The 17,094-nt window shown below is 63.1% G+C and carries 12 protein-coding genes; 3 read left to right on the top strand and 9 right to left on the bottom strand.

Annotated elements, in window-relative coordinates; translation table 11 throughout:
• Positions 1-55: 55 nt before the first annotated feature.
• The 5 genes from CQ015_RS17975 to CQ015_RS17955 all read right to left on the bottom strand — a co-directional run bounded on the left by CQ015_RS17975 (position 56) and on the right by CQ015_RS17955 (position 5,823).
• Entirely contained in the window at positions 56-799 is a 744-nt protein-coding gene (locus CQ015_RS17975) for a TetR/AcrR family transcriptional regulator (RefSeq protein WP_105554796.1), read from the bottom strand.
• A 75-nt stretch (positions 800-874) separates the two neighbouring features.
• Entirely contained in the window at positions 875-1,861 is a 987-nt protein-coding gene (locus tag CQ015_RS17970; RefSeq protein ID WP_141393454.1) for a hypothetical protein, read from the bottom strand.
• Between the two features lie 109 nt (positions 1,862-1,970).
• On the bottom strand, positions 1,971-2,864 hold the full coding sequence (locus CQ015_RS17965; protein WP_105554797.1) for a sugar ABC transporter permease: 894 nt from the start codon (positions 2,862-2,864) through the stop codon (positions 1,971-1,973).
• A complete protein-coding gene (locus tag CQ015_RS17960; RefSeq protein WP_105650790.1) occupies positions 2,864-4,459 on the bottom strand; it encodes an ABC transporter permease subunit in 1,596 nt (531 codons plus the stop codon). The genes CQ015_RS17965 and CQ015_RS17960 overlap by 1 nt, the downstream gene beginning before the upstream one ends.
• Positions 4,460-4,554: 95 nt before the next feature.
• On the bottom strand, positions 4,555-5,823 hold the full coding sequence (locus CQ015_RS17955; RefSeq protein ID WP_105554799.1) for a maltose ABC transporter substrate-binding protein: 1,269 nt from the start codon (positions 5,821-5,823) through the stop codon (positions 4,555-4,557).
• Between the two features lie 257 nt (positions 5,824-6,080).
• Between CQ015_RS17955 and CQ015_RS17950 the strand changes: the two genes are divergently transcribed.
• The gene (locus CQ015_RS17950) at positions 6,081-7,769 is read left to right on the top strand and encodes a glycoside hydrolase family 13 protein (RefSeq protein WP_105554809.1); all 1,689 of its coding nucleotides are present in this window, start codon (positions 6,081-6,083) and stop codon (positions 7,767-7,769) included.
• An 82-nt stretch (positions 7,770-7,851) separates the two neighbouring features.
• Positions 7,852-8,859 carry a LacI family DNA-binding transcriptional regulator gene (locus CQ015_RS17945; protein ID WP_105554800.1) on the top strand — a complete coding sequence of 336 codons (1,008 nt, stop codon included), beginning with the start codon at positions 7,852-7,854 and terminating at the stop codon, positions 8,857-8,859.
• Between the two features lie 50 nt (positions 8,860-8,909).
• Here CQ015_RS17945 and CQ015_RS17940 read toward each other — a convergent pair whose 3' ends face one another.
• Positions 8,910-10,250, bottom strand: coding sequence for an MFS transporter (locus CQ015_RS17940; RefSeq protein WP_105554801.1), 1,341 nt, complete (start codon positions 10,248-10,250; stop codon positions 8,910-8,912).
• A gap of 243 nt (positions 10,251-10,493) precedes the next feature.
• On the opposite strand from CQ015_RS17940, the gene CQ015_RS17935 reads away from it, so the two are divergent.
• Positions 10,494-11,228 carry an IclR family transcriptional regulator gene (locus CQ015_RS17935; protein WP_258133793.1) on the top strand — a complete coding sequence of 245 codons (735 nt, stop codon included), beginning with the start codon at positions 10,494-10,496 and terminating at the stop codon, positions 11,226-11,228.
• A gap of 76 nt (positions 11,229-11,304) precedes the next feature.
• On the opposite strand, the gene CQ015_RS17930 is transcribed toward CQ015_RS17935, so the two are convergent.
• The 3 genes from CQ015_RS17930 to CQ015_RS17920 all read right to left on the bottom strand — a co-directional run bounded on the left by CQ015_RS17930 (position 11,305) and on the right by CQ015_RS17920 (position 16,917).
• Positions 11,305-12,567 carry an MFS transporter gene (locus CQ015_RS17930; protein ID WP_258134092.1) on the bottom strand — a complete coding sequence of 421 codons (1,263 nt, stop codon included), beginning with the start codon at positions 12,565-12,567 and terminating at the stop codon, positions 11,305-11,307.
• A 124-nt stretch (positions 12,568-12,691) separates the two neighbouring features.
• A complete protein-coding gene (locus CQ015_RS17925; RefSeq protein WP_105554803.1) occupies positions 12,692-15,757 on the bottom strand; it encodes an AAA family ATPase in 3,066 nt (1,021 codons plus the stop codon).
• On the bottom strand, positions 15,754-16,917 hold the full coding sequence (locus tag CQ015_RS17920; protein WP_105570305.1) for an exonuclease SbcCD subunit D: 1,164 nt from the start codon (positions 16,915-16,917) through the stop codon (positions 15,754-15,756). The genes CQ015_RS17925 and CQ015_RS17920 overlap by 4 nt, the downstream gene beginning before the upstream one ends.
• Positions 16,918-17,094 lie beyond the last annotated feature (177 nt).

Raw genomic sequence — 17,094 nt, 5'->3', positions numbered from 1 at the left:
GGTGGCCGGATGGCGTGCACAAGTAGTTCAGCGCACGGAGTCGAGAACTTATTCCCTAGTGGGAGGCCACGTTCTTGGCCAGGATCGCTTCGATCGCGATGATGCGCAGTTCGATCAGGTCCTCGAACATTTCGTCGCTGGTTTGGCCGGGCAGCTGCAGCGCCGCGCGGCATTGCGGCGCGGCCACCTGCGCGGCGGCATCCAGCCGCGATTCTGGCATCACGCGGGTGACAAGTTCTTTATGCTCCTCCGGCAGCCGGTCATAGGTGTAGTCGAAGCGCAGCCCGAAGCCGAGCACATCCTGTTCCAGCGCGCGAACCATGGTGACCGCGGTGTTCAGCGGCAAGTTGATATCGACGTAGAACTGGAGCAATCTCTCAACCAGCAGCGCATGCCGTGGACCGATGGTCACATTGACGTTTTCCTCCATGCCCACCAGTGAGGCCCGCGGGAACGCCCGATGGAGCCGGCGCGATTCGGCATAGGCCATGCGTACGCTCGCCTGCCAGTGCGCCGGATCAAAATCGATCAGCGGCGCCTTGTCCAAGAAGAGCTCCACCGCGAGGTTGATGATTTCCTGGCGGTCCTTGACGTAGTTGTAGAGCGCGCGCGGGGTCACCTTGAACTCGGCGGCCAGGCGGTGCATGGTCACCGCCGCAAAGCCTTCGTCCCCGGCGATGGACAGCGCCCGTTCGACCAGATCCTCGCGGGCGAATGTGGTCCAGTTGGAATCCTTGCGTGGGCGGCCGCGCCCGCGCTTTGCAGAAATCTCCGGTGGCTGGTTTGTGGCTTCGCTCATAGCAACAGTCTAGGCCTAGACAGCGCCCGCTTTCGGTATCTCGCCGGCCTACCGGTTTTTATCGCAACAATGGGTCTAATACAGCGCCAGCAGCTTGCGTGCCCGCTCGTGCCAGAGATTTCCGGCGAGCGCCAGATGCCCTACGGCGAACGCGACGCCTCCGGAAGCCCATGGGCCGATGAGCGCCAGCGAGCCGATGGAGTTGAACGCGGCGACCAGGCCGGCGGCGATCACCAGAATGCCGACGCTGACCAAGAGGATGTGCGCCCACCATTGGCGGGTGGGCAGCAGCACCGCGAGCAGGCCGAGCAGGCTCGCCGGACCGATGATCAGCCAGCCGTTCAGCTCACTGGTGCGCAGCCCCGCGGAAACCACCCAGACCCCGGTGGCCAGCACGAGCAATGCCCCGGCGATCAGCCACAGCGGGCCGGGCCGGGCCATGGAGCCGCGCATCATGATCAGTGGAGTGAGCACCTGCGCCCAGAGCAGCACGGTGATGGGCAGGAAGAAGAGTCCGATGCCCGAGGACCCCACGACCACCACGAGCGTCATGAAGCTCGCGCCAAGCAACCCGATGACCGTGGAGAAAATGTTCTGCAGGTAAAGGCCCACCACGCTGAGCAGCACCGGCAGGATCGCCACCCAGATCACCTGCGCTCCGACCAGCGCTTCGAGCCGCGCTAGTCCCCCGTTCGCGCCGTCGGCGAAGGGCGTCCAGTCGCCGGCGTTTCCCGGTGCCGCAATGGGGCCGAAGTACACCACTACGGTGGTGAGCAGCGCAAAGGCGAGGATCGGCCAGCCGAGGATGCGGTTCAGGAATTCCTTGCCGCTGCGCACCTGGAGCGCCTCGGGTGCGGTGCGCTGGAATTTCGCCGCGCGCATGCCCGCGGTTCCCAGCTGTTCGATCAGCTCAACCTGGGTGCGGCCACGCCCCGGGAGCTTGTGGATTTTTGCCCGCGTCTGCTCGATGATCTTATTTCGTTCCGCAGGAGTCAGGTGGCTCAACTCGTGGCGCAGCTGCTCCACATATTTGCGCGAGGCTCGGGGAAGGCGTGACTTCATGGGGCTTACTTTACGCGGTGGACCGGCCAGTTTCGCGAAGGCGGATGGGACACCGCGTTTGCAGTGTCCCATCACGTGGCAGTCCCTTTTCAGGGCGATCGGCAGGCGCCTATTTTCCGGCCCCTGCGGTCAGCCCGCCAACGATGTACTTCTGCAGGAAAAGGAACAGCGCCATCACCGGGATCGCGGCGAGCACCGCACCGGCGGCGAACACCGACCAGTTTGAGGTGAACTCCTCGGAAACGTAGGAGTACAGGCCCACCGCCAGGGTCTGGTTTTCCGGGCTGACCAGCACCACGGAGGCGATCACGAAGTCGCTGGTGGTGGAGATGAAGGACAGCAGCCCCACCACGGCGAGGATCGGTGCGACCAGGCGCAGGATCATGGTGAAGAAGATCCGTGCATGCCCGGCCCCGTCGATCTTGGCGGCCTCGTCGATTTCCACCGGCACGGTGTTGAAGAACCCGTACATCAGATAGGTGTTCACGCCCAGCGCGCCGCCGAGGTAGACCATGATCAGCGCGATCTGGTTGTCGATGCCCAACCCCGGGTACACCTCTCCCAGCGTGGTCAGCAGGATGAAGATCGCCACCACGGCCAGCAGCTGCGGGAAGATCTGCACGACCAGCAGCGAGACCAGCCCGAAGCGCCGCCCCTTGAAGCGCATCCGGCTGAAGCTGTAGGCGGCGAGCGCGCCGAGGAAGACCGAGGCGGCGGCGGTGGTCAGCCCGATGAACATGGTGTTGGCGAACCAGGCGGCGAAGGGACGCTGTTCGTTGGCGAACAACTTGGCGTAGCTTTCGAAGCCGATGGTGGAGAAGAAGCCGTTGGAGGAGAGCAGGGTGCCATTGGGATTCAGCGAGGCGGAGAGCACGTAGAGCAGCGGGAAGGCCGCGTAGATGCACAGGGCCACACCGATCAGGTGCCGCCAGCCGGTGGCCGCGAACCATTGGCCAAAGCCCTTTTTCGGCGCCTTGCGTGGGGTGGAAATCGAAGTACTCATTAGTTCAGTTCCTCCAAGGCCTTGGTCTGCTTGAAGCTGATGACCGCGACGAGCGAGACGATCAGGAAGATGATGATGGAAAACGCGCTGGCCAGCCCGTAGTCGCGTTGCGAGCCGACGAAGGCGACCTTGTACACCATGGAGATCAAGATGTCCGTGGCCCCGACGTTCATCCCCGAATCGGCTAGCCGCGGCCCGCCCTCGGTGAGCATGTAGATCACGTTGAAGTTATTGAAGTTGAACGCGAAGGAGGAGATCAGCAGCGGGGCGACGGAGACCAGCAGCAGCGGCAATTTGATCAGCCGGAAGATCTGCCAGGGTTTGGCCCCATCGATCTTGGCCGCCTCGGCCAGTTCGTCGGGAATCGACTGCAGCGCACCGGTGCACACCAGGAACATGTACGGGAAGCCCAGCCACAGGTTGACCCAGAGCACCGAGAACTTCGCCAGCCACGGGTCGGTCAGCCACGGGATCGACGCCCCGCCGAAGAGCACCTGGTTCACGTAGCCGAAGTCCTTGTTCAGCATGCCGGCCCAGACCAGGCCGCCGAGGAAGGCGGGGAACGCGTAGGGCAGGATCGAGATCACCCGGTAGACCTTGCGCCCCTTCATCCGCAGGTCGTTGAACACGATGGCCAGGAATAGGCCGAGGAAGAAGCTGGTGGCCACCGAGAGGAAGGCGAAGCCAAAGGTCCAGGCGGTCACGGAGATCAGCGAGCCGCGGATCGAGGAGTCGGTAACCGCGCGGGTGAAGTTGTCAAAGCCGACGTTGATCGACCAGCCGGGCATGAGCTGCTCGCCGCTTGGCGCGCTATAGGCTCCGACTCCGGTATCCCGGTAGACGAGGCCGGTGGTCGAATCGGTCATCGTGTCCGCGTTTGGCTCATAGACCAGGGTGGAGGTGTATTGGTAGGCGGTGCGCCCGTCGGAGGTGCGCAGCGTTCCGTCGGCCGGGTTCTCGCTCATCGGCACCGCCAGCGAGGTGACTTCCTGCTGGCGGCCGAGCAGGTCGGCGAAGGAAAGCTGGGTGTACTGCCCTAGCGCGTCCGGGTCGATGGGTGCCAGCGGGTGCTGGACGTCGCCCATCAGCGACTGCCCCTCGCGTTCGACCAGGAGGGCCAGGCCATCGGCGCCTTCGAGCACGGTGACCGGGTAGCCGGCGGATTCCGGCACGCGCTGCTGGTTGCTTTGCAGCAGCGACATGATCGCGTCGTCCTTGTCCGAATTATGCCCGGAGCCGTAGTTGGTGAAGGCGATATACCCGGTGTAGCCGATCACGAAGACCTGGAAGATCAGCAGGAACACCGCCCCGGGAGCCAGGTACTTTGCCGGCAGCCAGCCGCGCTTGAAGTAAATGGCGTTGATGACCAAGGTGATCACCGCGATGATGCTGGCGATCAGCAGCGCATCCTTGGCTACGGCCAGGAACACCGCGAAGAGCGCCGTCGCGTCGAGGACCGCGATGGCCAGGATCTTGACGAGCATCGCTCCGAGCCCGGTGTTCAGGTTGCGCGTGAAGCCTTGGGCCGTGGAGGAAAGCCTAGCTGGTTCATCCTGCGGCGCACGGTCTTTCGGCGCGGTGGTTTTCATGGTCATCCCGGAGTTCCTCGAGCGATCTTTAGTGAGCGATAATCGATGCTGCGGCCGCCGGGGTCCGCCCAGGCGGGTCGGATCCCAGCGGCCGCTGGTGTTTACTTGGAAATTGCGGCTTCGATGTCCGCAGCCATTTCATCCCAGCGCTTGACTGGATCCTTGGCCTTGCCGGAGATGATATCCGCCTCGGCCACACCCCAGAATTCCCAGACCGCTGCCATTTCCGGCACGTTCGGCATCGGAACGCCGTTCTCGCCGACCTCGCCGAAGGCGGCAACTACCTCGTCGGCTTTGGCTGCTTCGAAGGCAGCCTTGTTTGCCGGCGGGCGATCGCCGACCGCATACAATTCGGTCTGCACCTCTTCGGTGCCGATGTAGTTGGTCAAGAATTCGGTGGCTGCCAACAGGTTTTCGGTCTTGGAGGAGACGAAGAACCCCTGGACGGCGACAAATGGCTGGGCCGGTTCGCCGCCGGCGCTGGGGATCGGGTCGATGGACAGCTCGATTTTCGCTTCTTCGGCGGCCTCGACGTTCCATGGGCCGGTGATCAGGAATGGCGAGTCTCCGGAGATGAACTTCTCCTTGGCGATGTCGCTGTCCACCGAGGTTTTCAGCGTGCCTTCCTTGCCCTGCTCGGCCATCCACTTGGCGAATTCTGCACCGCCGTCGTTGCCCAGTTCCAACTTGCTGGCGTCGTAGGCGCCGGTCTCATCGGTGCCGAAGACCGGTGCGCCGAAGGAGGCCTGGAATGGGTACAGGTGGAAGGGGTCCCCGGTTTCGGAGACCTGGACCAGGAATGGGAATTCGGCACCCGATTCTTCGCCCGCCTCGATCATGTCCTCAAAGCTTTCCGGTGCTTCACCGGCCAGCTCGGTATTGCGCAGCAGCGCCAGGTTTTCGGTGGCGTATGGAACGCCGTAGGCCTTGCCCTCGTAGCTCATCGCGGTGACCGCGACGTCTTGGAAGTCCGCCGCCTTATCGCCGAGTTCGACCGGCTGCACGACGCCGTTGTTTACCAGGTTGCCCAACCAGTCGTGGGCGCCGATGGTGATGTCTGGACCCTTGCCGGTGGGAACCTGGCGAAGGAAGTCTTCCTGGATCTTGGAAAAGTCCTTGATGACCAGATCCACTTTCACGCCGCTGCTGGCGGCGAATTCCTTGGCCGCCTGTTTCAGCACCGGTTCGCGGTTGGCATCCACCCAGACGGTCAGCGATCCGGCGGATGCCGGTGCCGAGGAGGAAGCCGCCGGGGAGTTGGAGGCCGCCGGTTCGGTGCTCGTGCCGGATCCGCCGCAGGCGGTCAGCGAGAGGGCGGCGATGGCCGTCATGGCCCCGCCGACTATCAGGGAGCGAGTGTTCACCTTCATTGGGTGTACCTTTCGTGGCAACTTGGTTCATCTGCGCCGGCTGAGTCTCGATCTGCTGCGCCTGGGCCGGACTGATTTTGTGTCGTGAATCACGACGTGAATGTAAGCGTTTCCAGAGTGACACAAATCATCAGGTTTGGCAACACCTCCCGCAGGCATCCGGAATTGATCGAACCTCACCACGCCGAACCCGTCTGCGTCTTCACGGTTTAATGGAAGCGTTTACAATCGTGCGTTCATCGCCTATCGTTACCGGCATGACTCAATCGCGCACTCTTTCGGAATCCCCAGCGTCCGGGCACGGCTCGGAATGGTGGCGCACCTCGGTGATCTACCAGATCTATCCCCGTTCCTTCGCCGACGCCAACGGGGACGGCATTGGCGATCTGGCAGGCATCACCTCGCGCCTCGATTCCCTAGCCGACATGGATATCGACGCCATCTGGCTCTCCCCCTTCTTCACCTCCCCGCAAAAAGATGGCGGCTACGACGTGGCCAACTACTGCGATGTCGATCCGCTGTTCGGCACCTTGGCCGACTTCGACAAGATGGTGGCCCGGGCCCACGAACTCGGCTTGCGCGTGATCATCGATCTGGTGCCAAACCATTGCTCCGATCAGCACCCCTGGTTCCAGCAAGCTTTGAACGCCGCACCTGGATCCCCCGAAAGAGACCGCTTCATCTTCCGCGACGCCCCCGCCGGCGCGCTGCCCAACAACTGGGAGTCGGTGTTCGGCGGCCCCATGTGGACCCGGACCGCCGCACCGGATGGCTCCCCAGGCCAGGCCTATCTGCACATCTTCGATTCCTCCCAGCCCGACTTCAATTGGCATAACGAAGAGGTGCGCGCCATGTTCCGCGATGTCTTGCGCTTCTGGCTGGACCGCGGCACCGACGGATTTCGCGTGGATGTCGCCCACGGCATGATCAAGGCCGAGGGCTTGCCGGATTTCACTCCCCCGGCGCACGGCGATTCCATGGGCGGCGACGAGGTGCTCGCCCCGTGGTGGGGCCAGGACGGCGTGCACGAAATCTACCGCGACTGGCGCCAGGTGCTGGACGAGTACGAAGGCGAGCGGGTGCTTTGCGCCGAAGCCTGGGTCAGCCCGCTGGAGCTGATGGCCAAGTGGGTGCGTGATGACGAAATGCATCAGGCATTCAACTTCCCGTATTTGGGCACCGAGTGGGATGCGCCCGCGCTTCGGCAGGTCATCAACGACTCCCTGCGCGCCTTCGGCGCCGTCGGCGCGCCGAGCACCTGGGTGCTCTCCAACCACGATGTGGTGCGCCACGCCTCGCGCTTGGCATTGCGCGACGACAACCCGCAGGGCGAAGGCATCGGCCCGCTCACGCCGAATCACCCGGATCCGGCGCGCGGACTGCGCCGGGCGCGGGCGGCGTCCGCATTGATGCTGGCTTTGCCCGGCGGGGCCTACCTCTATCAGGGCGAAGAGCTCGGCCTGCCCGAAGCCATGGAGCTGCCCGATGCCGCCCGGCAGGATCCTACCTGGTTCCGCACCAACGGCGAACGCTACGGCCGCGACGGCTGCCGCGTTCCCATCCCCTGGGAAGCCGCGGCCCCGGCCTTCGGCTTCAGCGCCAGCGGGGAAAGCTGGCTGCCGCAGCCGGCCAGCTGGGAGCGCTACGCGCGTTCGGAACAAGCCGCGCAGCCCGATTCGACCCTGAATATGTACCGCTCGCTGCTGCGCCTGCGCCGCGAAAACCAGTTGGGCTCCGGCGATGTGCAATGGCTGGAGACCGGCAGCGAGCAGCTGCTGGCGCTGCGCAACCGTGCGGTGACCGTCATCGTGAATTTCGCCGGGCAACGCGCCGAGCTACCCGGCCAGCTCGCCGGCCTGCCGGTCTTGCAGGCCAGCGCCGAACAGTCACGGCCCGGGGTCATCGAGGCCGAATCGGCCTTGTGGCTTGGCGCCGAGCGCCGGTAGCGCCCGGTAGTCTCGAAAGTACGTGCGGCATCCGGGCAACGGATGCCGCACCCGCTCAGCAATTCATCGAGGAAGGGTCAACGTGGCCGGTATCAAGGACGTGGCTGAAGCCGCAGGGGTTTCCATCGCCACCGTTTCCCGAGCGCTTTCGGGCCGCGGCAACGTCTCGGCCACCACCCTGGCCGCGGTGCGCCGCGCGGCCGACGAGCTGGACTACGTCGTCTCCTCCAGCGCCTCGGGGCTGGCCTCGGGGCGAACGCGCAATATCGGGGTGCTGGTGCCGATGATCAACCGCTGGTACTACGGTTCGGTGCTCGAAGGGATCAGCACGGCGCTGATGCGCGAAGGCTACGACACCACGCTGTACCAGTTGAGCAAGGACGTCGATCAGCGCGAAAAGGTCTTCTCAGATTTCCTCTTGCGCCAACGCGTGGACGCGGTGATCGCGGTGAACGTCGAGCTCAGCGAAGCCGAGGTAGCCGCCCTGCATGCACTGGATAAACCCCTGGTGGGAGTGGGCGGGCCGCTGCCCGGGGCACCCACCTTGTATTTGAATGAGGAAGCCGTCGCGGCCCTGGCCACCGAACACCTGATCACCTTGGGCCATACGCGGATCGCGCATATCGGCGGCAGCCAGGAAACCGACCTGGATTTCCAGCTCCCCACCCAGCGCCGCGCCGGATACGAACGCGCCTTGCGCGAAGCCGGCCTGAGCGTGGACGACGAATTGTATATGGGTGCTGATTTCACCATGGCCCAAGGCTACGAGGCGGCCAAGCAGCTGCTCGGCCACCCGGGGCACCGCCCCACCGCGATCTTTGCCGCGAGCGATGAGATGGCCATCGGGGCGATGCTCGCCGCCCGGGATCTGGGCCTGCAGCTTCCCCACGATCTGTCGGTGATCGGCATCGACAATCATGAGCTCGCCGAAATGTTCGGCCTGACAACCATCGAGCAGCGTCCGCATGAACAGGGCGAAACGGCCGTGGCGATGCTGCTGCGCACCATCCGCGGGCTGGAAGCCGCCGAGGGGCACCAGATCAAGCATCGGCTCATCGTGCGTTCATCGACAACGCGCCCACCGGCCTAGGCCGGTGGGCGCGTCGCCGCTATTAAGTTATTGTTTTGGCCGCGGCATGACTAGCCGAGGGTGGATGCCGGAGCCTCTTCGCCTTCAACTTCTTCCAGATGCAGGTTGCGGCCCTGGGTTTCGCCAACCCACAGCACAGCGCCGGCGGAAATCACGGTCAGCACCATAATGTAGACCGCGATCGAACCGGACCAACCGGTAGCGGTCAGCAGGATCTGCGCGACGGTAGCGGCGAAGGCGCCGCCGAGGATCGAACCGAGCGCGTAGCCGATGGAGATGCCCGAGTAGCGGATGCGTGCCGGGAACATCTCGGCGTACATCGCCGACTGCGGGCCGTAGGAAAGACCCAGGCCGATGGTGAGCACAAAAATCCCGATCGTGTAGAGCACGATATTCGCGGTGTCCACGAGCATGAACATCGGAATCATCCAGACGAACACAATCCCGTAGCCGATGACGAACGTATTGCGGCGTCCGATCCTATCCGAAAGCCAGCCGCCGACCAGGGTGAAGATCAGCCAGCCGACCGAGCCGATGGTGGTCGCCAGCAGGATCGGCGCCAGCTCCATCCCCAGCACCTTGGTGGTGTAGGAGATGAAGAACGCGATCACCAGGTAACCGGCCGCGTTGTTGGAAACGAAGATCAGCGCCGCCTGCAGTACCTGCTTGAGGTTCGTGCTCATCAGTTCGCGCAGCGGGGTGTGCTCCGAAGCCTTGCGCTGTGCCATGGCCTTGAAGACCGGGGACTCTTCCACCGCGCGGCGAATCATGTAGCCGACAAGAATCAGCACCACCGACAGCAGGAATGGAATGCGCCAGCCCCATGACTGGAACTGTTCGGGAGTCATCGACACCCGCAGGATGAACAGCAGCCCGGTGGCCAGAATCATGCCGATGGGCACACCGATCTGCGGGAAGGCGCCAAAGTAGCCACGACGGGCATTCGGTGCGTGCTCCACGGCCATCAGCGCCGCTCCGCCCCATTCGCCACCTGCCGAGAAGCCCTGGATCACACGCAAGAGCACCAGCAGGATTGGCGCGCCGATGCCGATCGCAGCGTAGGTCGGCAAGACACCGATCAGCGAGGTGGCCACGCCCATGAGGATCAGCGTCAGCACCAGGATCTTCTTCCGGCCGTAGCGGTCGCCCAGGTGGCCAGCCACGACGGCGCCCAACGGACGGAAGAAGAAGGAAATGCCGATCATGGCGAAGGAAAGGATCTGCGCCAACGCAGGGTTCGATTCACCCAGCGGTTCCAGGAACAGCGGAGTCAGCAAGGTTGCGGTGAGCTGGGCAAAAATGAAGAAGTCGTACCACTCGATGGTGGTACCGACCAGGGTGCCGGCGAGAACGCGCCGCTCTTCCTGGGTGCGGGATACGGTTGTAGACATGTGCGAGTGTCCTCAGCTGAAGATGCGATTAAATACCGACCGTTCGGACGGGTAACAAACCAATAGTAGATTATGAGTGATCATCCTCACAAGCCAACGAGGCGCGGGCCACATTTCGGGCCGTGGGACCACGGGCGATTCAGCAGACCTGCGGGGCAAGGAAATTCAAAAAACGAATTCGCCGTTCGGATAGAGAACCCTTAGACTCGCTTTGAGAACTACTAGCGTCGAGCCCAAGGCGATTTGTCCGTCGGAATTTTCGGCGGCAGCGCCGGAATGAAGAAGATGTCATCCTCGCAAACTTTGTCTCGTGGTATCCGGGTATTGGAGATCGTTGCGGACTCCACGGTCAATCTGACCATCGCGGAAATCGCCGCCGAGCTCGACGTGCACCGTTCCATCGCCTACCGGATATTGCGCACCTTGGAAGAGCACCGTCTGCTCAGCCGCGACGAAGCCGGCCGGATTCGAACCGCCTCGGGATTAGCGGCGCTGGCCCGGTCGGTGCAGCGTGACCTGCAAACCGCCGCGATGCCGGAGCTGACCAAGATCGCCAACGAACTGTCGATGACCGCCTTCATCGCCGTCTGGGAGCATGACATGTGCACCACCTTGCAGTCGGTCGAACCGCTGCACTCGCACCGCGCCATCGTTCACCGCCCCGGTTCGGTCCATGGCATGGATATCGGTGCCCCGGGGATCGCGATCCAGTCCAAATACACGCGCGGCCAATGGGACGCGATGCAAACCGGTATCGAGTACCGGGAGCCTGCGCGCGCCGCGCGCATCGAGGGGTACGCCACCAGTGAGGATGAAGTGATCCAAGGTGTCACGGCCATTGCGGTTCCCATCTCCCACAACGGGCCAACACCTGCGGCGATCGCGGTAGTCTTCGCCACGAGCACCGTGGATGATCGCGAACGCATTGTCCGCGCGCTCAAGGAAGCTGCGCTGAACATCGGCGACGAGCTGGACTAGCGCCAGCAAAAGCACCACAGATGAGCGAAGGCTCCTTCCCACCCGGGAAGGAGCCTTCGCTGAATCACAAACTGCGCTACCGCACCCGCGACAAGGACGGCGCCCGGGAGACGATCAGCTTCATGGCCAATGCGGCGAGCAGAATCAGGAATGCGGCCGCGCTGGAGACCCAGAAGGCCCCGAGATAGCCTGCCGAGTCGGCGAGCAGCCCGGCCAATCCGTTGCCGATCGAGGTACCCACCACGATGCCCGCCGACAGCAGCGTCATCACGGTGGACAGCAACTTCGGCGGAGCGACCTCCCCGCCGAGGGTCATCACCGTCACGATTACCGGCCCCACCGCGAAGCCTGCGACGAACAAGGCCAGCAGCATCCATGGGACGGTTGCCGCAAAATGCAATCCGAAGCTGGCGATAGTCAGCGCCAAGCCGCAGGTGATCCAGCGGTTGATCTGGCTGAACCCTTGCGGCCAGGCGGCCACGGACACGGCAGCCAAGGCGCTGGAAATTCCCATCGCTCCGTAGAGCAGTCCGCCCTGGTTCGAGTCCCCCTGGGCGCCGGCAAAGGCGAGGGTGCCCGCGGCCGATGAGCCAAAGACGGTGCCCAATCCGATCATGCCCGTAACCAGTGCGCCAATCGCGGCGAGCCGGGCACGACCGATGCGGACCTTTCCGGTCTGCGCGGCGGCGGCGTGCAGCTTCACCGCGTCACCGGTGCGGTGCTTGGCAAAGACCGGGACGAGCACCACGGTGAGCACCGCGGCAATCAACAATGGCAAGGTGGGGTGCAGCAGCGATGCCAGCAGGCCAACGGCTACCGGGCCAAAGACGAAGCCGAGCTCGTCGAGCATGGATTCAAGGCTGAGCGCAGCGGTGAGCACCTTCGGGTTTCTCTTCTGCTGGCGTGTCATCGAAATCCAGCGCACCCGTGACATCGGGCCGACTTGCGGGCCGGTGGCACCGGCAAGCAAGGAAATCAGCACGAGCACGCCGACCACCATGCCCGGCCCGCTGTTTCCATACCAGGTGAGTATGAGCAGCAAGATGGTGTGCAGGATCGCAGCCGGAATGAGGACCGGGCGCTGCCCTAAGCGGTCGGCCAGATAGCCGAGCGTCGGTCCGCCGATGGCCGAACCCAAGCCGACCATGGCGGCGCTCAGGCCGCCGAGTGCATAGGATCCCGAGGAGGCAGTCACCAGGGTCATGGACCCGATGGTGAGCATTGCCAGCGGAAGCCGGGCAAAGAAAGATAACGGAAGGTACGCGGTACCAACCATCGGAACCAATGATGCAAAACCTGGTTTAGGTTCGATGATTTCGTTTGGTTCGTTGGACAACATATGTTGAGTCAACAATTCTCCACAACAAAGCGTGTGTCGTCCCACGCCCCCCGACACACAAAATTTCCCAGACATGCCTGATGGCACTACTTTCAACATACCAGCGTCTTCGGCAATGTCTAGCTCATATAGCGAGCATCACTTCCGGAGTCATATCGATGGTCGACCCATGCTGCGTCTTGGTGACCGTGACACGGTTGGAAATGCGTTGTTTCATCTCTGAAACGTGTGAAACCAGGCCGATCATCCGCCCTCCGGCACGCAGCGATTCCAGCGCTTCCATAACCTGCTCCAGGGTCTCCGCATCAAGGGAGCCGAAGCCTTCATCGACGAAGAGCGTCTGCATGTCCACGGCACCGCTGTGATGGGAAATGACGTCGGCCAGACCAAGCGCGAGCGCCAGCGAGGCCATGAAGGTTTCACCGCCGGACAGCGTCTGGGTATCGCGTTCCTTGCCGGTCCATGAATCACGCACACGCAAGCCCAGACCGGACTTCGAGTTGCCGCGGGTCGAATCATCATGGTGCAAGGAGTAGCGATTCGAGGACATGATCATCAATCGCTCGGTCGCGGCCGCGGCGACTTCTTCCAAGCGCGCCGCCAGCACATAGGTGCTGAGCGTCATTTTGTACTTGTTCTCTCCCCCACCACGAATTACTTCGGCGAGGTCGCGAAGGCGCCGGTATGCGTCGATCACCGGTCCTGATTCCGAACGATACTCGGCCAGTGCCGTGACGGATTTGCGCAGCCGTTCGAGTTGGGTCTGCGCGAGCACCTCGTCCTGGCGTGCGCTCTCGAACAGCTCCTCGGCCAATTTGGCGTTCTCCCGTGCCTCGCGCAGGTCTTCCTCGGTCGGTGTTTTAATGCCCGCGGCGCTGAATTCCCGGGCACGCCGGTAGTCTTCGGAGCCCTTGAGCGTGGCAATGGCGCTGGAACGTACGGTGTCCTGGTGATGGATGCGCTCGAATTCCTCGCGCGCCTCCGTGGACAGCAGCGCCGCCGCATATTTCGCGTCCTCGTCGAATCCGGCCTCTTCGCGTTCACGAGTCCAGCTCTCTTGGGCCTTCTGCGCGGAATCCACCGCCGCTAGGTAGTCCTTGAGCGTGTTCAAGGCGCGATTGAAGATCGTGAATTCTGCGCGTACCTTCAGCACTACGTCATCGATGCCCAAATCACTGCCTTCACGCAGCTGCCTGAGTTTCTCCTCGAGCTCGGAAATCTGCGTGTTCAGGGACTCCACTTGCTTGGTACTCGCGGCGTGGTCCATCGCTGCCGCGGCGACCTTCGCGGTCTCTACTTCGATGCGCGTGCGCAGGGATTCGAGTTTTCGAACCAGCTCGGCAGTCTGGGCTTGTGCGGCAACGGCCGCGTCGAGTGCTTCCTGCGCTTCGCCGGCTTTGGCCTGGCCCGCCTCAACGGTTAGTTCCTGGGCGGCTTCGGCCGCTGCCTCGAATTTGGTGGTCGCGATGTCACGGGCCTTGGCCTTGCGTTGCTGGAGGTCGCGTTCGTCCTGGACTTCTTTCTCCAGCGCTTCGAGCCGTTCGTCGTCGATCAGTTCGGCACCGGCTTCGGCTTGGGCCGGCCGTGGATGTTCCAGCGAACCGCACACCAGGCAGGGCGATCCGTCTTCGAGTGCCGCCGCAAGACGCAGCGCGCTCTGTTCCAGTTGGGTGCGTTGCGCGGCGATATGCGTATTTTCCGCGGCGTTGAGCTTCAGGCTCTGCTCGGCATACTCGATGTCGGCTTTGGTCAGCGCAATACGGAGCTTATCGCGGAGTTTGACCTGGCCAACCAAGTCCTGCGCGGTTTTCAGCTCTTCGGTTGCCTGTTGTTTTGCCGTGGCGGCGGCTACCGCGTCGAGCTTGTCCGGATCCGCAGCAAGCTCATCGCGCCCAAGGCGCAATTGTTCGAGCGTCTTCTCCGCGTCGCTGCGGGACTTGAGCTGCTTGGCGGCCAGTTCGATCGATTCTTTGAGTTCTTGGCGAAGGCGTTGTTGCTTGGCCTCATCGCTCACCGCCGCCTTGAGGACTGCGAGCCGATTGCTCAATTTCAGCGTGCGCACTCGGATGTTCTCAAGGTCTTCGGCGTTGGGCTGGAGCCGCAGTCCGTGCTCCTTCAGCAGTTGGGCTTTGCTGTCTTCCCACGGCGCGGTCAGTTCTTTCAGCGCACGTTGCGTGTCCTTGAGTTGAGCCTCATAGCCGCGGATTCCGGCGGCCCGTCCATGGAGCTCAAGGCCCTGTCCGGCAAGGACGGCTGCGGGATGCATGCGTTCTTGCTCTGCCTCCAGGCTCAGCAATTCGGCGTGGCGGGCAAATACGCGGCGGCGTTCGTCCAGGGATTGCTGGTTTTTAAGCGCCTTGTCGCGTTGCATTCGTTGGTTTGCGCAGTTTTCCTGATGCGCCGTGGCTAGAGCAAGAATTCGGGCATCGTAGCCCGCAAATTCTGCGGCTAAATCCAGTGGTTGCTCCACCTCTTCCACGGGCTCTTCCGGGTCCCCCGTTTCGTGGGCCCCCAAGTACTCGGTGGCTTCCTCGCGTATGCCATTTTCACGCGCGCTGAGCGTCGCTTCAACAGCGGCGGCCTTCTTGCGTTCCTCGCCTAGCCGTACGTTGAATTCTTCCTCGATCTTCGCGTAATCGCTGGTGTCGAAGAGGTTGCTCAACAGCTCTTCACGGGCGGTGGCCTTGGCGCGCAGGAAGTCGGCGAAGCCACCTTGCGGAAGCATCACCACCTTGGTGAATTGATCGCGGTCCAGTCCCAAGAGGCCCCCGAGGACCTGGCCTACCTCGTCGTTGCGTGTGGAGAGAGCTTCCCATTGCCCCTTGACCAATTCGCGCAACGCGCTGGATGCCTTTTGTTCGGTGATGCCATTCTTGCCGCGTTTGCTCGGGCGCATCCATGCCGGCGACCGGGTGACCTCGAATCGCCGGTCCCCGATGGTCAGCTCGCAGATGACCTGCGGTTCGACTCCCAGCGCCGCATGGTCCGAACGGATCTGCCGGCTGCCGGCTCGATTTCCAGGCAAGGATCCATAGATGCCGTAGCAGATCGCGTCGAGGATGCTGGATTTCCCGGCACCGGTCGGACCGTCGAGCAAGAACAGTCCGCCGGAGGCCAGCTCGTCGAAATTGACTTCTTCGACGCCAGCGAATGGGCCGAAAGCCTGAATTCTAAGCCGATGGATTCTCATTTGCTCACCTGTGCTTCACGAGTGCTGCGGATGACCGAATCGAGCAATTCGCGTTCGAGTTCATCGGGGTGCCGGTCCCTGACATGTTCGATGAAGTCCGAGCAGACCTGCGCGGTGCTGGTCGCCTTGGCCATGCGTTCGGAGTAGCTGGACTTTTCCTTCGCCTTGCCGCCTTGCGGGTCGAAAGCCAGCACCACCGTGTCCGGGAATCGAGTCCGCACCTTGCTCATCGCATCGGCCGGACGTTCGGGATCGGTCAGGGTCACCTGGCACCAGGCGTCCTGGGCGTATTCGAGGGACTCATCGGCGAGCAGGTCCGCCAAGTCTCCGCGGAGCACGGCCAGCTTTTTAGGCACCGAGAGGATGACCTCCTGGTACCCGGTGATGCCTTCGGCTCCGGTATCGATCAGCCACACGCCCTTGCGCTGGTTCACCTCGGAGAACGAGTAGGCCAAGGGGGAACCCGAATAGCGGATGTGTTCGGTAATGCGTTGCCGGCCATGCAGGTGTCCCAGCGCGGTGTAGTCAAAGTTCTCAAACAGGTGCGCCGGCACCACATCCAGATTTCCGGTGCTCAGCTCTCGTTCGGAGTCGCTGCCCTGTCCGCCGGCGGCAAAGAGATGAGCCATGGCTACGGAGACGACCGGCGAACCCTGCTGGCGCAAGCCGGCCAGATGCCCCTCGATGCGCGTGAGTGCGGCGCCGGCCACCGCTTCATGGCTGGCCCGATCGACCTGCAGCTCGTCCATCACCATGCGGGGCTCCAGGTACGGGATGCCGTAGACGGCCACCTGGTGGTCCCCGCCGTCGAGCAGCACCGGTTCGAGCATGCGTGCGGGTTCGGCGAAGATGTGCACCCCGGCGGAGTCAAGCAGTGCCGAGGCGAAGCCCAGCCGTGAGGCGGAATCGTGATTGCCGCTGGTCAGGATCAGCGTCGCCCCGGTCTTGCGAAGTTCACCGAGCGCCCAGTTGCAGAGGCGGACCGCATCGACATGTGGCAGCGCCCGGTCGTAGATGTCACCGGCCACCAGCACCGCATCCACCCGCTGTTCGCGGGTGATGTCGATGATCTCCTGAAGTACGTTGCGCTGGGTTTCGAGCAACGACGCACCATGGAAGGTCCGTCCCAAATGCCAGTCGGAGGTATGAAGCAATCGCATGAATCCACCTTATGCACTTGCGCCGACAGAATGAGCATTAGCCCAGATTTTTCATGAGGTCTTTGACGGTCACCGAAATCCACTACCCAGGATTCCCGGTGGCCGTTACTGATTCTTCCCACGCCAAAGAGCGCCGAAACACCAGCGCTGGGTGCCAGGCTCCACCGACCTGGACTG

Origin of the sequence: Arthrobacter sp. MYb221 (genome assembly GCF_002979835.1) — a bacterium.
GTDB lineage: Bacteria > Actinomycetota > Actinomycetes > Actinomycetales > Micrococcaceae > Glutamicibacter.
The sequence above is the reverse complement of the archived record's forward strand: the minus strand, read 5'-3'. Positions and strand labels throughout refer to the sequence as shown.

Excerpts from the sequence above, each read along its gene's own strand:
- CQ015_RS17975 (WP_105554796.1), bottom strand. The coding sequence starts at position 799 with ATGAGCGAAGCCACAAACCAGCCACCGGAGATTTCTGCAAAGCGCGGG.
- CQ015_RS17970 (WP_141393454.1), bottom strand. The coding sequence starts at position 1,861 with ATGAAGTCACGCCTTCCCCGAGCCTCGCGCAAATATGTGGAGCAGCTG.
- CQ015_RS17965 (WP_105554797.1), bottom strand. The coding sequence starts at position 2,864 with ATGAGTACTTCGATTTCCACCCCACGCAAGGCGCCGAAAAAGGGCTTT.
- CQ015_RS17960 (WP_105650790.1), bottom strand. The coding sequence starts at position 4,459 with ATGACCATGAAAACCACCGCGCCGAAAGACCGTGCGCCGCAGGATGAA.
- CQ015_RS17955 (WP_105554799.1), bottom strand. The coding sequence starts at position 5,823 with ATGAAGGTGAACACTCGCTCCCTGATAGTCGGCGGGGCCATGACGGCC.
- CQ015_RS17950 (WP_105554809.1), top strand. The coding sequence starts at position 6,081 with ATGACTCAATCGCGCACTCTTTCGGAATCCCCAGCGTCCGGGCACGGC.
- CQ015_RS17940 (WP_105554801.1), bottom strand. The coding sequence starts at position 10,250 with ATGTCTACAACCGTATCCCGCACCCAGGAAGAGCGGCGCGTTCTCGCC.
- CQ015_RS17930 (WP_258134092.1), bottom strand. The coding sequence starts at position 12,567 with ATGTTGTCCAACGAACCAAACGAAATCATCGAACCTAAACCAGGTTTT.
- CQ015_RS17925 (WP_105554803.1), bottom strand. The coding sequence starts at position 15,757 with ATGAGAATCCATCGGCTTAGAATTCAGGCTTTCGGCCCATTCGCTGGC.
- CQ015_RS17920 (WP_105570305.1), bottom strand. The coding sequence starts at position 16,917 with ATGCGATTGCTTCATACCTCCGACTGGCATTTGGGACGGACCTTCCAT.